Genomic DNA, 14,435 nt, shown 5'->3' with positions numbered 1-14,435 from the left:
GGCCCTGTTCCCCTGCCCAAAAGACGGGGCAAGGGGACAAGTTACGGGATGCCCGCATTGACAAACCCGTCGCACCGGCCACATCTAGCGCCGCCGACCTCTTCCCCCGAGTCGAAAGGATCTTCATGCCCGTCGTCGTCGTCGAGTCCCCGGCCAAAGCCAAGACAATCAACAAATATCTGGGCGATGACTACACGGTTCTGGCGTCCTACGGCCATGTCCGCGACCTGCCGCCAAAGGACGGTTCGGTCGACCCCGAGCATGATTTCGAGATGACATGGGAGGTCGCGACGGACTCCCGCAAGCATGTAAAGGCGATCGCCGACGCGCTGAAGGACGACGACGCGCTGATCCTCGCCACCGACCCCGACCGCGAGGGCGAGGCGATTTCCTGGCACCTTGAGGAAACCCTGCGCAAACGCCGCGCGATCAAGAAAAGCACCGACGTCAAGCGCGTGGTCTTCAACGCCATCACCAAATCCGCGGTGACCGAGGCGATGAAGAACCCCCGCGACATCGATGAGCCGCTGGTCCACGCCTATCTGGCCCGCCGTGCGCTGGACTACCTCGTTGGTTTCAACCTGTCGCCCGTGCTGTGGCGCAAGCTGCCAGGCGCGAAATCGGCGGGCCGCGTGCAATCGGTCTGCCTGCGCCTGATCGTCGAGCGCGAGATGGAGATCGAGGCGTTTCGCGCCCGCGAATACTGGACGGTCAAGGCGGTCTTCGCCACGCCCCGCGGCCAGACCTATGAGGCGCGGCTGACCGTTCTGGGCGGCAAGAAGCTCGACAAATACGACATCGAGAACGAGACCGCCGCGGAACTGGCCGTTCAGGCGATCAGCAGCCGCGAGTTCACCGTCGCCTCTGTCGAAGCGAAACCGGCCAACCGCAACCCCGCCCCGCCCTTCATGACCTCGACGCTCCAGCAAGAGGCCAGCCGGAAATTCGGCTTCGGCGCGCGCCAGACCATGCAATCTGCGCAGCGGCTCTATGAGGCTGGCTATATCACCTATATGCGGACCGACGGGATCGACATGGCGCCCGAGGCGGTGATGGCCGCCCGCGACTCGATCAAGGACCGCTACGGGGAAGAGTACGTCCCGAAAAGCCCGCGGATGTACAAGAACAAGGCCAAGAACGCCCAAGAGGCGCACGAGTGTATCCGGCCCACCGACATGACCCGGGACGCCGGAAAGCTGAAGGTTTCCGATGACGACCAGCGCAAGCTCTACGATCTGATCTGGAAACGGACGCTCGCCAGCCAGATGGAGGCCGCCCGGCTGGAACGCACGACCGTGGATGTGGAAAGTGGCGACAAGCAGGTGGTGCTGCGGGCGACCGGTCAGGTGGTGTTGTTCGACGGCTTCCTGAAGGTCTACGAAGAAGGCCGCGACGACGTCGTGGACGACGAAGACAAGCGCCTGCCCCAGATCATGGAAGGCGAGGCCGCGGCCAAACAGGGCATCACCCCGGAACAGCATTTCACCCAGCCCCCGCCCCGCTACACCGAGGCGACGCTGGTCAAGCGGATGGAGGAACTGGGGATCGGCCGGCCCTCCACCTACGCCTCGATCGTCACGACGATTCAGGATCGCGGCTACGTCCGCAAGGACAAGAACCGCCTGATCCCCGAGGACAAGGGGCGTCTGGTGACGGCGTTCCTGACCAACTATTTCCGCCGCTATGTGGGCTATGAATTCACCGCCAACCTGGAAGACGAACTGGATGACGTCTCGGCCGGGGAACGCGCCTACCTGGATGTCCTCAGCCGCTTCTGGAAGGATTTCTCGGCCGCCATCGCCGAAACGGCCGATCTGCGCATTACCGAAGTGCTGGAAAAGATCGACGAGGTTCTGGCGCCCCATCTCTACCCCCCGCGCGAGGATGGGACCGACCCGCGCATCTGCCCCAAATGCGGCATCGGGCGGCTGAACCTGAAAACAGCGCGCTCCGGCGGCGCGTTCATCGGCTGCACCAACTACCCCGAATGCCGGTTCACGCGGCCCCTGTCGGCGCCCACCGATGACGCCACGGCAGAGCTTGACGGCAAGGTTCTGGGCCATGATGGCGAGGACGAGATCACGCTCCGCGTCGGGCGCTTCGGCCCCTATGTCCAGCGCGGAGAGCCGACCGAGGAAGAGCCGAAACCCCCGCGCGCCAGCCTGCCCAAGGGCTGGGCGCCCGAGGAGATCGACCTTGAAAAGGCCCTGATGCTTCTGTCCCTGCCGCGCGAAATCGGCCCGCACCCCGAGGACGGCGAGGTGGTGGAGGCCGGGATCGGCCGCTACGGCCCCTTCGTAAAACACGGCAAGAAATACGCCAACCTTCCCGATGTGGAGGAGGTGTTCACCGTCGGCATGAACCGCGCGGTGGAATTGCTGGCGCAGAAAAAGACCCGCGGGCGCGGCACGACCGCCAAACCGCTCCGCGAACTGGGCGAGCATCCCGAAAGCGGCGGCGCGGTCAACGTCATGGACGGCCGCTATGGCCCCTATGTGAAATGGGAGAAGGTCAATGCGACCCTGCCCAAGGGCGTTGAACCCGCCGACGTGACCATGGAAATGGCCGTGCAACTGATCGCCGAGAAGGCTTCCAAGAAGGGCGGCAAGAAACCGGCGGCGAAAAGTGCCGCGACGAAGAAGCCGGCAGCAAAAAAGACCACCGCCAAGAAGACCACGACCAAGAAAAAGACCACCAAGGAAGCGCAGGACAGCGACGAGGCGTCCTGACGCCGCGCCTGCGCACCTGTCGGTGAACGCAAGTGATTGGCCATTTCTGCATCGCAGCGCCAGTGTGAGGGGGCGAGCAGAAAAAGGCAGTCACATGACTTCGATAAAGATGTCCCGGCGCGCGGCGCTGGTCGCCGTTGGGTATTGCGTTGCGGCCCCGGCGATCTTGCGGGCGGAGACCACGGGCTTTGCCCGTCGCAATACGGCGATGTTCCGGCGACAGGACTGGCGCGATCACTTCGACACATTGGGCCCGGCCGCGATCGTGGCCGACACGCCCGCCCGCGCCCTGCATTTCTGGAGCGGGGACGGAGAGGATTACCGCGTCTACCCGACCTCCGTACCGATCAGCGACGCGTTGACCAAGCGCGGCTATACCCGCGTCACCCGCAAGAAGGTCGGCCCCGACTGGACACCAACGGCGTCGATGCTCGAACGAAATCCCGACCTTCGCTATATGCCGCCAGGGCCGGGCAACCCGCTGGGCACCCATGCGATGTACCTGTCCTGGCCCGCCTACCTGATCCACGGCACCCATGACACGCGCAAGATCGGGCGCCCCTCCTCCGATGGCTGCATCGGGCTTTACAACGAGATGATCGCAGAGCTTTTCGCGATCACGCCGGTGGGCGCGCAGGTGCGGATCATCTGAGCGAACCGGCATATCCCGAACGGACAAAGCGACGCCCAGCAATACCCGTCCAGATTGCTCGAGTCCTGCGAGAGTGGTACCCTCCGCCAAGGGATATGGAGGGCGAAAATGGCAAATGAGGAAACACAATTGAAGGAAGGACGTTCCCGGCTTGTCCGCCTCCTTCACCTGCGCCATCTCGGCTTGGACCCGGATCAGGGCGGCCAGGGCGAAGGGGCTTACCGCTCGAACGAGGCAAACACCGCCAATGCACTGGAACACGTCCTTGGCAAGCGATTGGAACGGAGCCAGAAGAACATCGGCGGCGATTGGGTTAGCCGCGGCGCGGGCGGGGCCGTCGACAAGGTTTACGACGATTGCTCTCCTCCCCGGCACGCGTTCTTCGAGACCCAGTTCGATAACTTCAGGGCGAGCCTGAAACGGCATACATCCCAAAAATCCGGCATCCACGTCGTTGTGGTGGATGTAAGAAACCGTGACCTCACTCCGGACCAGATCAAGCGCGTGCTGTCTGTGATCAAGGAACTTTCACCCGGCGAACGGAAAAAGGTGTTGCTCTTGGTCAACGAAGACGGCCACGCGCCAAGGTGATACCGCGCGCCCCGCTGTAAATGGTTGCGGCGCTTCCAGTCTCCGGCCCCACCGAACGCACCTCTCGCATCCGCAGCACTCCGTTGACTCCCCCCTGCCCCTTCGCCACAACTTTTGCCAAAGGACCAGACAGGGAGCGTTTCATGGACAAGGTGTATGGCAGCGCGGAGGAGGCGCTGGACGGCCTGCTGTTCGACGGCATGTTCATCGCCGCGGGCGGCTTTGGGCTCTGCGGCATTCCGGAGTTGCTGATCGAGGCGATCAAACAGGCGGGCACCAAGGACCTGACCTTTGCCTCCAACAACGCCGGCGTCGACGAGTTCGGCATCGGCATCCTGCTGCAAACCCGGCAGGTGAAAAAGATGATCTCCTCCTATGTCGGCGAGAATGCCGAGTTCATGCGGCAATACCTGTCCGGCGAACTGGAACTGGAATTCAACCCGCAAGGGACGCTCGCCGAACGCATGCGCGCGGGCGGTTGCGGCATCCCCGGCTTCTACACGAAGACAGGCGTCGGCACCCAGATCGCCGAGGGCAAGGAGCACAAGGACTTCGACGGCGAAACCTATATCCTGGAACGCGGGATCGTGGCCGATCTGTCGATCGTCAAGGCATGGAAGGCCGACACCACCGGCAACCTTGTCTTCCGCAAGACGGCCCGCAACTTCAACCCGCCCGCCGCGATGTGCGGCAAGGTCTGCGTCTGCGAGGTGGAGGAGATCGTGCAGCCGGGAGAGCTTGACCCCGACCACATCCACCTGCCCGGCATCTACGTGCACCGCCTGATCAAGGGGCAGCACGAGAAACGGATCGAACAGCGCACCACCCGCGCGGCTTAGTCAGCGGCGTTGCCATGGCAAGTCCAGACGAATTTTTCGAAGGTGTCGCCGCCCTGGGAGACGAGGCGGCGGAGTTCCTCGCAGTGGCGCAACGCGTGGCCGACGGTCATTTCGGCTCTGAGACGACAAAAGAGATACCATTGCTGGTGACGCAGACGGCGCAGTTGATGGCAAGCCTCGCGACCAGAAACGAACAGGAGAACAATTGATGCCCTGGGACCGTAACCAGATCGCGGCACGCGCCGCGCAGGAACTGAAAGACGGGATGTATGTGAACCTTGGCATCGGTATCCCGACGCTGGTGGCCAACCACATCCCCGACGGCGTGCATGTCACGCTGCAATCGGAAAACGGGATGCTGGGCCTCGGCCCCTTCCCGACCGAGGACGAGGTCGACCCAGACCTTATCAATGCCGGCAAGCAGACGATCACCGAACTGGCCCATTCGGCCTATTTCGACAGCGCGCAAAGCTTTGGCATGATCCGCGGCGGCAAGATCGCGATGGCGATCCTGGGCGCGATGGAAGTGTCGGAACAAGGGGACCTCGCCAACTGGATGATCCCCGGCAAACTGGTCAAGGGGATGGGCGGCGCGATGGACCTTGTCGCCGGGGTGCGCCGCGTGGTGGTCGTGATGGACCACACCAACAAGCATGGAGACAGCAAGCTGTTGAAGGAATGCAGCCTGCCCCTGACCGGCACCGGCGTCGTGGACCGCATCATCACCAATCTGGGCGTGCTGGATGTCGTGGAAGGTGGCCTGAAGATCGTCGAATGCGCCGAGGGCGTGAGCGAGGACGAGATCCGGGCGGCCACCGAAGCCACGATCGTTGACTGATCTAAACGCCCGGCCCTTGGGGCCGGGCGGTTTCTCTCATGTGCGGGGAGATGAACATCTACTCCCCGCACGGTCTTCGGCGCGCATGATCAGCTGTTCTCGCCGTCACGGTTGATGCTCGGCGGGTTGAGGATCGCCTTGATGCGCGCACTTACGGGTTCGCCGGTAAAGGATGTGCCGTACTTCTTGCCGGCGCTCAAACGGTCGATCCCATCGTCGCTCGCCAGCGCCCCTTCTTTCAGGATGCGCGCCGCCCGAGCATTGACGGGCTTGGCCACTTCCCCCGGCGCAGCAATGTCGTCAGCGAACAACCGGTCGATGCCGTCGTCGCTGGACCGCGCTGCGTTGCGCAGGATGTCTGCGGTCATGCCGCTGGCTTGGCTCATCGTCGAGGCGTTCAGGGTGTTCACCCCGTCGGCAAGGGCGGGCGCCGCGACGGACATGGCAAGTGCGGAAGCAAGAACAAGACGTTTCATATCGAACTCCATTTCTCTTTGTGGTTCTTCGGTTGGTCAGTCGGAAGACTTGCGCCGTCCGATGCGCAAGAGATGCACCCAAACACGCTCCCTTTAAATGCACAGAACGGTGAGATTGAGGTGAGAAAGGTGCGGGAATGCACATCGCGTTGACAGCGTATATCCAACACGGATGAGTGACAGACCTTGACGTTCTGGCCTCGGCACCGGCCGACGTCATTGCGCCTGAAATCCGCCCCGGACCCCACCAGAATCTGTCCCTCACCAAAGATGAGTCTTTGACATGGGTAATCGTTGTGAATATACGACGACCGACACATGCAACTATTCGAATGTTAAGGTGGAGGAGACGCATGACAGCCCCCTACGATTTCACCCCCTCGCGGCGGGCCTTCCTCGGCATGGCCGCGGGCGGTCTGGCGCTGGCAGGCGCCACCGGCCCGGCGCGTGCCGACAAGGTCAAGACCAAGGCGCGGATCGTCATTCTTGGCGCTGGCGCGGCGGGCACGGCCATGGCCAACCGGTTGGTCGAACGGCTGGACGGCGCCAAGATCACCATCGTTGACGGGCGCAAGCGGCATCTGTACCAGCCCGGCTTCACGCTGATCGCGTCGGGGCTGAAACCCGCCAACTACTCCGTGTCCGGCACACAGGAATGGCTGCCGCGCGGGGTCGAGTGGGTGGCGGAGGGCGCCGCCGAGATCGACCCGGAGGGCAACAAGATCGTCACCACCGGCGGCAAGACGATTGCTTATGATTTCCTGATCCTCGCCACAGGCCTGAAGCTTGACTGGGACGCCATCGAAGGGTTCGACATGAACCTTGTCGGCACCAACGGCATCGGCGCGGTCTATGCGGGCCCGGAACAGGCCGCCGCGACCTGGGGCGCGATGGACCGCTTCACCGACGAGGGCGGCAAGGCGGTCTTCTACCGCCCGGCGACCGAAATGAAATGCGCGGGCGCGCCGCTGAAATACACCTTCCTGACCGATGACTATGCCCGCAAGAAGGGCAGCCGCGGTCGGGTCGAAATCCACTACGCCGCCCATAACGGCGGCTTCTTCTCTGTCCCGATCGTGAACGAAAAGGTCCGGATGCTGTTCGAGGACCGTGGCGTGCGCCCCTGCTATGACCACAAGCTCAAGGCCATCGACCCGGGCAAGAAGATCCTGACTTTCGACACGCCCGAAGGCGATCAGGAAATCGACTACGACTTCACCAATGTCATTCCGCCGATGGTGGCGCCCGACGTAATCCGCAACTCGCCCCTGCCCTGGCAAGACGGCAAATGGGTGAACGAAGGCTGGGCCGAGGTCGACAAGGAAACGCTGCGCCATGCGCGCTATCGCAACGTCTTTGCCGTGGGTGACGTGGCCGGCGTACCCAAGGGCAAGACAGCGGCCTCGGTCAAATGGCAGGTGCCGGTGGTCGAAGATCACCTTGTCGCCGATATCGAGGGCCGCATCAGTCCCGCGATCTACAACGGCTACACCTCCTGCCCGATGATCACGCGGGTGGGCCGCGCGATGCTGGTGGAGTTCGACTATCGCAACAACCTCACCCCCTCCTTCCCCGGTGTCATCGCGCCGCTGGAAGAACTCTGGATTTCATGGCTGATGAAGGAAGTCGCCCTGAAAGCCACCTACAACGCCATGCTGCGCGGCAAAGCGTAAGGAGACGCAACGATGAAGGAACTCACTCTCGAAACTTTGATCGCTGTCTTCCAGGAAATGTTCGGGACCGCGCTTTTTTGGTCTATGGTTCTGGTCGCGCTATTGATTACTTTCGCATTCATCTTTGTTTTGATTCGTGACCGCAGCATCGTCGGCCGCTATCTTGCGCGTGCCGAACTGACGGCACCAATCGGGGCATTGGCCGCGATCCTGTTCGTGCAGTACATGACGAATTCGGGGTTCTCCGACATCGGGGGACCGATCGATCTGATTGTGCTGACACTGACCGGGGTTGCGGGGGCGGGCGGCCTGATCTTCCTGGCCTACGTGGTTCAGGCATTCATGCGGCGGCCCGAGGAGGACCGTTAATGAGCAAGGAGGCTCCAACCGGATGAGCACATCTGCTGACATCGAAACCGGCGCGCAGGAAAGCCGCCTGGCCCATTACCCCATCACCTTCTTCGCGACGGTGATGGGCATGTTTGGCCTGACACTCGCGCTGCATGCGGGCGAGACCGCCCTGCCGATCCCCGCGCAGTACCACTATTCGCATTATGTCATGTATGCCTCGGCAGGGCTGCTTGGCATTGTCGCGCTGGGCTACCTGCTCAAGGTGATGTTCCATTTCAAGATGGCCGCTTGGGAATGGCATCACCCCGTGCGTCTGGCCTTCTTCCCGACGATCTCGATCTCCATGATCCTGATGTCCATCGCTTTGCTGGGTGACGGGTATCGTGATATCGCCGAACCGCTCTGGATCGCGGGCACCACGTTGCAGGGTATCCTGTCGCTGTTGGTCATTTCCGACTGGATCGGCCACCGCCACTTCAAACCCGGCCATCTGAGCGCGGCATGGTTCATTCCGCCTGTAGGCAATATCCTTGTCCCCATCGCCGGGGTTCAACTGGGCTATATGGATATCTCCTGGCTGTTCTTCTCGGGCGGCATTCTGTTCTGGGTCGTCATGCTGGCGCTGGTGATGAACCGGCTGACCTTCCATGACCCGCTGCCCAGCCGTTTGCAGCCGACGCTGGTGATCCTGATCGCCCCGCCGGCCGTCGGGTTTATCTCATGGGTTCGGATGCACGGCGCCGCGGTGGAACTGGACGACATGGCGCGGGTCCTGATCAACGCGGCCTATGTCTTCGCGCTGATCGTGGCGACGCAGCTGCCGAAGATCCTGCGGCTGCCCTTCGCCCTGTCCTTCTGGGCGTTGTCGTTCCCGCTGGCCGCGCTGACCATTGCGACGTTCCTGTACTCGATGAAGACCGGGTCGCAGTTTCATCAGTATCTGGGCGGCGGACTGCTTGGCCTGCTGGTGGTCGTGATCGCCTTCCTGCTGGTCCGGACGGCCATCGCCATCGGGCGGCGCGAGATCTGCCAACCCGAATAATCGGAACGGCGTACGAGCGGAAAGGCGGCATTGACAGGTGCCGCCTTTTTCATGGCGTCCCACAGGCGGCCGGCACACCACGCCTCATCGCGCAAAAGCCGCAAATTTGTTTCCATTTTTTGTATATTTGCGGACCATTCCGCGAATTCCTCTCATATCTCGTAAATTGACAAGCCTGAGCCAAACTCTCGCCCGATTCGAGTGGCCTTATATAGGCATGCCAAGGCGAATGCGGATCGCGATGAATTCGCTCCCGCAAAACGTCGAAAGGGCAAGGTGAAATAGGCGAGCATCCTTCTGGAGGGATCACATGAAACTGTTCGAACGCATCAAGAATTTCCGCGACGATGAATCTGGCGCCGTGACCGTGGACTGGGTCGTCCTGACCGCTGCGATCGTTGGTCTTGGCGTTGCGGTGCTCAGCACCGTGCAGGGCGGCGTGACAAGCATGGCGGGCAAGATCCAGGCTTCGCTGACCGGCGCTGAAATCGTCGATCTCGGCACGCTCGGCTTCGAAGAATAACATGACACTGTGAAATGAACTTTCACTTGTGATGGGCCGCATCCAAAAGATGCGGCCTGTGTTTTCTACACGGCCTTAATATCAAACCGCGGGCACAAATAGCACCAATGCCTTTCACCAACAGCCCTCCGCCCGGCAAGCAAGTATCGGCGTTTCGCCGCAATCGGGCGCTACTATAAAAGGCCACACATCTTAAGCCGCGCGACTGGTATTTTAAAACACGACAACGGAAAGGATAAGCCATGCGTCTGATGTTCGGACTTGTCCTCGTCATTGGGCTCGGTCTGGCGGGCTTCGCTGTCTACATGGCGCAGACCTATATCGGCCAGTACGAAACCGAACTGGCGGCAGAGCGGGCCGCCCGTGCCAAACAAATCAAGGTCGAACCGGTGGTCGTGGCCAAGACGACATTGCGCTATGGCCAGCAGATTACCCTTGATGATCTGCGCCGAGTGCATTGGCCGACGGCATCGATGCCAGAGGGGACGTTCCAGACCGCCGAAGACCTGTTTCCGAAGGGTGGGCCGCAATTCCGAACCGTCTTGCGGGCGATGGAGGCCGGCGAGCCGCTGTTGAGGGTCAAGGTCACCGAACCCGGGGCCGATGCCGGCATCACCTCGCGGCTTGGCCGCGGCATGCGGGCCTTCGCGATCCGCGTCGACGTGACCTCCGGCGTTTCGGGATTCCTTCGCCCGGGCGACAAGGTGGATGTCTACTGGACGGGACATGCGCAAGGCCGGCAGGTGACCAAGTTGATCGATACCGGCATAAGGCTGATCGCCGTCGATCAGATCGCCGACGAGGACACGATGAAACCCAAGGTCGCGCGCACCATCACGGTCGAGGCGACACCGCAGCAGGTTGCGGCACTCGCGCAGGCACAATCCACCGGGCGCCTGTCCCTGTCGCTTGTCGGCGCCTATGATGACGTCGTGGCAGAGGCGGTGGAAGTAGACCAGAACATCCTTCTGGGCATCGAAGACGCCCCCGTGATCGCGCAGGAGCAGGCGCAGGTCTGCACCATCCGCACCCGCCGCGGGTCGGAAGTTGTCGACATGCCGATCCCCTGCACGAACTGACCTCTCGGCCGAACCAAATCCGCGACAGACCGCGCCCGACGCCCGGTGCGCGGTCTGTCACCTAGGCGCCCTGATGTTGCCTGATGCACACAGGCACAAGGCTCCCCCTTTGGCTGATCGTTGCAAGACTGCACAACTTCTAGCATCATTGCATGCAAACCGGGCGAAAGACCCGGCCCGAGGCGTGATCGGAAAGGCAGGATCACATGAGAGCGACACGCTTGCTTGCGGCAGGCCTTGTTGGCCTTTGCGCAGCTTTTGCGCAACCTTCTTCGCCCGAGGCACAAGCCCTTCGAACGATGGGGGCCACATCCTCGGGCAAACTGAACGTGCCCGTAAACCGTGCCGTGATCGTCGAGAGCGAAGAGATCTTCGCGGAACTGTCCATCTCCAACCCCGCGATCGCGGACATCTCGACCTTGTCGGACCGCAGCATCTATGTCCTCGGCAAGGCACCGGGCCGCACCACGCTGACGCTTTTGGGGGCCGAAGGGCAGCTTCTTGCCAATGTCGAAGTCCGCGTCACGCTGGATATAAGCGAACTCAAGGAACGGCTGCGCGAGATCCTGCCCGGCGAACCGGTCGAGGTGCGGGCCGCCAATGACGGGCTTGTTCTGTCCGGCACGGTGAGTTCCCCGCAGGTGATCGACCGGGCCATGGGGCTGGCAGAGCGATATGCGCCCAAGAAGGTCTCCAACATGATGTCCGTGGCCGGAAGCCAGCAGGTCATGCTGAATGTCCGGTTCGCCGAAATGAACCGCTCCGTCGCGAAGAGCCTTGGTGCGAATTTCGGGGTCAGCGGTCAGGTCGACGGGGGTGACACGACGTTTCAGGCGAATGCGCTGACCACGGCGGCAACAGGCGCCGGCATATTCCAGATCGGCGGGCAGGCCGGTGTCATGCAGTTCAACCTGCTGCTTGAGGCGATGGAGACGAAGGGGTTCATCCGGACGCTGGCGGAGCCGAACCTCACCGCGCTGTCCGGCCACAATGCCAGCTTCCTTGCCGGCGGCGACTATCCCATTCCGGTCCTAGGTCAGGACGGAAATGTCTCGGTCGAATTCAGGCCCTTCGGCGTTTCGCTGGACTTCATGCCCAATGTCGTTGGCGAGAACATCAACCTGCAGATGGAGGCCGAGGTCAGCAATATCGACCCGTCCGTCACCTTCAGCAGCGGCGGGCTGACGATCAGCGGGTTTTCCAGCCGCAAGACGGAAACGACGATCGAACTTCACGACGGCGAAAGCTTCGCCATCGCGGGTCTTCTGCAGGACGATTTCACAAGCCTTGCCACGCAGGTGCCGTGGATCGGCGATGTTCCCGTGCTGGGCGCGCTGTTCCGCAGCGCCGACTACCAGCGTGACCAGAGCGAACTGGTCATCATCGTGACCGCCCACCTTGTGACCCCGACCCGGGGCGAGGCTTTGGCCCTGCCCACCGACCGGCTGCGCCCCGCCAGCGAGCGGGATTTCTTCCTGTTCGGCAGGATGGGGACGCCGAATGCCCCGACCCAGGGGGCGGCTGGCGAAATTGCCCGGCAGGATTTCCGCGGCCCCTATGGCTATGTGATGGAGTAGGCCCCATGCGCACACGCCTGAAACTGCTTGCCTTGTGTACCGCCGTCGCCCTGTCCGGCTGCGAAGCGGAAGTCGGTGCCAGTCTCGACGAGGGGCATTTCGGGACGCCCACGCTGAACAACACGCTCACCATGTCCGGCGACCGCACACTGGCCATCGAGATGACGCGCCGCTTTGCCGCCGAGGTGCCCAGCATGATCACCTTCGCCTTTGACAGCGCAGCGCTTGACGACATGGCCCGTGCCGCGCTGGCGCAACAGGCCGCATGGTTGCAGCAATACCCCTATGCCCGGATACGCGTCTACGGCCATACCGACAAGGTCGGCACGCCCGCATACAACAAACGCCTCGGTCTGCGCCGGGCACAGGCGGCCGTCGACTTCCTCGTATCGCGGGGCATCGCGCGCAACCGGCTGGAGGCAGTCGTGTCCTACGGCGACACGCAACCGCTGATCGTCACCGAAGGGCGCGAACGGCGCAACCGCCGGACGGTTACCGAGGTTGCGGGCTTTGTCGCGCCCCACCGGATGATCCACGATGGGACCTACATGCATAGCGCCTACCGGAACCGCTATATCGGTCGGGTCCAGAAACAAGGCGACGAATAACTCGACGCGACCGGTGCCGTACCGGTCACAAAGGGGCATTGCCAATTTTCAAACAATTCCGCGCGATGGGCCCTAATGTCGCCCATTTTGCGCGCCATGTTTCTTCACTGACCAAAGCCGTGCGCAGGTGGGCGAGTCGCCTGCGTTCAGACAAACCCCGGCGCGCGCGACCGGGGCGTCTGTGCCCAAGGCAGGAATGGAAAAGATGACAAGGACGGCCGCGTTGCATCCCGATCCCGCACCGATCGCCGCCTGTACCGTGTCGCGCGATATCCGCAACTTCGACCTCCTTGTCGAGGATATGGGGGCGGAGCTTGGTGAAAACTGGGGGGACCTCGGCCTTCAGGACATCATCGACTTTTTCGATCACCCCGAAGCGGCTGGGCTCGAATTCATCGCGATTGCCGTCGATGGCGAGGATGAAGAGAACATTGGCTTTCTGGGCCGCGTCGTCAGGACGGCGAAGTCCAACGGCGTCAAGGTCATCGTGGTGGTCAAGGATGTCAGCCCCATCGCCCTGCACCAGCTGATGCGGGAAGGGGCCGACGATTTCGTCCCTTATCCCCTGCCCGAAGGGGCCCTGCACGACGCCATCGACCGCGCAAGGCGCGCCGACCCGCCGCCGCCCGCCGCCGCAGAAGCCGCACACAGACGGGCCACCGCTTCGAAACCGGACCGCGACGGCGTGGTCCTGCCGGTCCACGGTCTTGCCGGGGGTGTCGGCGCCTCGACCTTCGCGGTGAACCTGGCCTGGGAACTGACCCTGGCGGCGAAAGACCGCGACAAGCGTGTCTGCCTGATCGATCTGGATCTGCAATTCGGTTCCGTCGCGACCTATCTGGACCTTCCCCGCAAAGAGGCCGTCTTCGAACTGCTGTCCGATATCTCGGCAATGGACAGCGATAGCTTCATGCAGGCGCTGCAAACCTACGGCAACGACCTGCATGTTCTCACCGCGCCGGCCGACATCCTGCCGCTGGACCTGATCTCGTCGGACGACGTCAGGACGCTGATCGACATGGCCCGGGGGCAGTTCGACTTCGTGATCGTGGACATGCCCACAACGCTGGTTCAGTGGAGCGAAGCCGTTCTGACCAAGGCCAGCCTCTACTTCGCCTTGCTGGAACTCGACATGCGCTCGGCCCAGAACACGGTCCGGCTCATCCGAGCGCTCCGGGCGGAGGAACTGCCTTTCGAACGGCTGCGCTTTGCCATGAACCGGGCACCGAAACGTTCCGAGCTTTCGGCCAGAAGCCGGGTGAAGCGCATGGCCGAAAGCCTGGATATCGCTATCGACATTCTTCTGCCGGACAGCGGCAAGATGGTCGCCCAATCGGGCGATGAGGGCGTGCCCCTGGCAAACAGCGCCGGAAAATCGCCCTTGCGCCGTGAAATACAAAAGCTCGCAGTCTCATTGTTCGAATTGACCGCACAGGCCGCCCACGCAGAGAGTTGAG

15 protein-coding genes are annotated in these 14,435 nt (G+C 62.4%); 14 read left to right on the top strand and 1 reads right to left on the bottom strand.

Annotated features, from left to right (window positions below; translation table 11 throughout):
• The first annotated feature begins 125 nt into the window (after positions 1-125).
• From topA to RGUI_RS15405, 6 genes are all read left to right on the top strand, one after another.
• The gene (gene topA / locus RGUI_RS15430) at positions 126-2,729 is read left to right on the top strand and encodes a type I DNA topoisomerase (protein WP_081534585.1); all 2,604 of its coding nucleotides are present in this window, start codon (positions 126-128) and stop codon (positions 2,727-2,729) included.
• Between the two features lie 94 nt (positions 2,730-2,823).
• The gene (locus tag RGUI_RS15425; RefSeq protein WP_081534583.1) at positions 2,824-3,381 is read left to right on the top strand and encodes a L,D-transpeptidase; all 558 of its coding nucleotides are present in this window, start codon (positions 2,824-2,826) and stop codon (positions 3,379-3,381) included.
• Between the two features lie 108 nt (positions 3,382-3,489).
• Positions 3,490-3,972 carry a hypothetical protein gene (locus RGUI_RS15420; RefSeq protein ID WP_081534581.1) on the top strand — a complete coding sequence of 161 codons (483 nt, stop codon included), beginning with the start codon at positions 3,490-3,492 and terminating at the stop codon, positions 3,970-3,972.
• Between the two features lie 143 nt (positions 3,973-4,115).
• The gene (locus RGUI_RS15415) at positions 4,116-4,811 is read left to right on the top strand and encodes a CoA transferase subunit A (protein WP_081534579.1); all 696 of its coding nucleotides are present in this window, start codon (positions 4,116-4,118) and stop codon (positions 4,809-4,811) included.
• A 14-nt stretch (positions 4,812-4,825) separates the two neighbouring features.
• Complete coding sequence (locus tag RGUI_RS15410) at positions 4,826-5,020, top strand: hypothetical protein (protein WP_081534577.1); 195 nt, start codon at positions 4,826-4,828, stop codon at positions 5,018-5,020.
• Complete coding sequence (locus tag RGUI_RS15405) at positions 5,020-5,649, top strand: 3-oxoacid CoA-transferase subunit B (RefSeq protein ID WP_081534575.1); 630 nt, start codon at positions 5,020-5,022, stop codon at positions 5,647-5,649. The genes RGUI_RS15410 and RGUI_RS15405 overlap by 1 nt, the downstream gene beginning before the upstream one ends.
• An 89-nt stretch (positions 5,650-5,738) precedes the next feature.
• On the opposite strand, the gene RGUI_RS15400 is transcribed toward RGUI_RS15405, so the two are convergent.
• The gene (locus tag RGUI_RS15400) at positions 5,739-6,137 is read right to left on the bottom strand and encodes a hypothetical protein (RefSeq protein WP_081534573.1); all 399 of its coding nucleotides are present in this window, start codon (positions 6,135-6,137) and stop codon (positions 5,739-5,741) included.
• Positions 6,138-6,478: 341 nt separating this feature from the next.
• Between RGUI_RS15400 and RGUI_RS15395 the strand changes: the two genes are divergently transcribed.
• From RGUI_RS15395 to RGUI_RS15360, 8 genes are all read left to right on the top strand, one after another.
• Complete coding sequence (locus RGUI_RS15395; RefSeq protein WP_081534571.1) at positions 6,479-7,798, top strand: FAD/NAD(P)-binding oxidoreductase; 1,320 nt, start codon at positions 6,479-6,481, stop codon at positions 7,796-7,798.
• Positions 7,799-7,810: 12 nt separating this feature from the next.
• A complete protein-coding gene (locus RGUI_RS15390) occupies positions 7,811-8,167 on the top strand; it encodes a DUF5368 domain-containing protein (RefSeq protein ID WP_081534569.1) in 357 nt (118 codons plus the stop codon).
• Between the two features lie 22 nt (positions 8,168-8,189).
• The gene (locus RGUI_RS15385) at positions 8,190-9,191 is read left to right on the top strand and encodes an SLAC1 anion channel family protein (RefSeq protein ID WP_081534567.1); all 1,002 of its coding nucleotides are present in this window, start codon (positions 8,190-8,192) and stop codon (positions 9,189-9,191) included.
• Between the two features lie 310 nt (positions 9,192-9,501).
• A complete protein-coding gene (locus RGUI_RS15380) occupies positions 9,502-9,714 on the top strand; it encodes a hypothetical protein (protein ID WP_081534565.1) in 213 nt (70 codons plus the stop codon).
• A 242-nt stretch (positions 9,715-9,956) separates the two neighbouring features.
• Positions 9,957-10,793: a Flp pilus assembly protein CpaB gene (gene cpaB / locus RGUI_RS15375; protein ID WP_081534563.1), complete on the top strand. Its 837-nt coding sequence runs from the start codon at positions 9,957-9,959 to the stop codon at positions 10,791-10,793.
• Between the two features lie 206 nt (positions 10,794-10,999).
• Positions 11,000-12,370 carry a type II and III secretion system protein family protein gene (locus RGUI_RS15370; protein ID WP_081534561.1) on the top strand — a complete coding sequence of 457 codons (1,371 nt, stop codon included), beginning with the start codon at positions 11,000-11,002 and terminating at the stop codon, positions 12,368-12,370.
• A gap of 5 nt (positions 12,371-12,375) precedes the next feature.
• Positions 12,376-12,978, top strand: a complete 603-nt coding sequence (locus RGUI_RS15365) for an OmpA family protein (protein ID WP_081534559.1) — start codon at positions 12,376-12,378, stop codon at positions 12,976-12,978.
• A gap of 205 nt (positions 12,979-13,183) precedes the next feature.
• The gene (locus RGUI_RS15360) at positions 13,184-14,434 is read left to right on the top strand and encodes an AAA family ATPase (RefSeq protein ID WP_081536119.1); all 1,251 of its coding nucleotides are present in this window, start codon (positions 13,184-13,186) and stop codon (positions 14,432-14,434) included.
• Position 14,435: the final 1 nt, after the last annotated feature.

It is taken from the genome of Rhodovulum sp. P5 (assembly GCF_002079305.1).
Lineage (GTDB): Bacteria > Pseudomonadota > Alphaproteobacteria > Rhodobacterales > Rhodobacteraceae > Rhodovulum.
The sequence above is the reverse complement of the archived record's forward strand: the minus strand, read 5'-3'. Positions and strand labels throughout refer to the sequence as shown.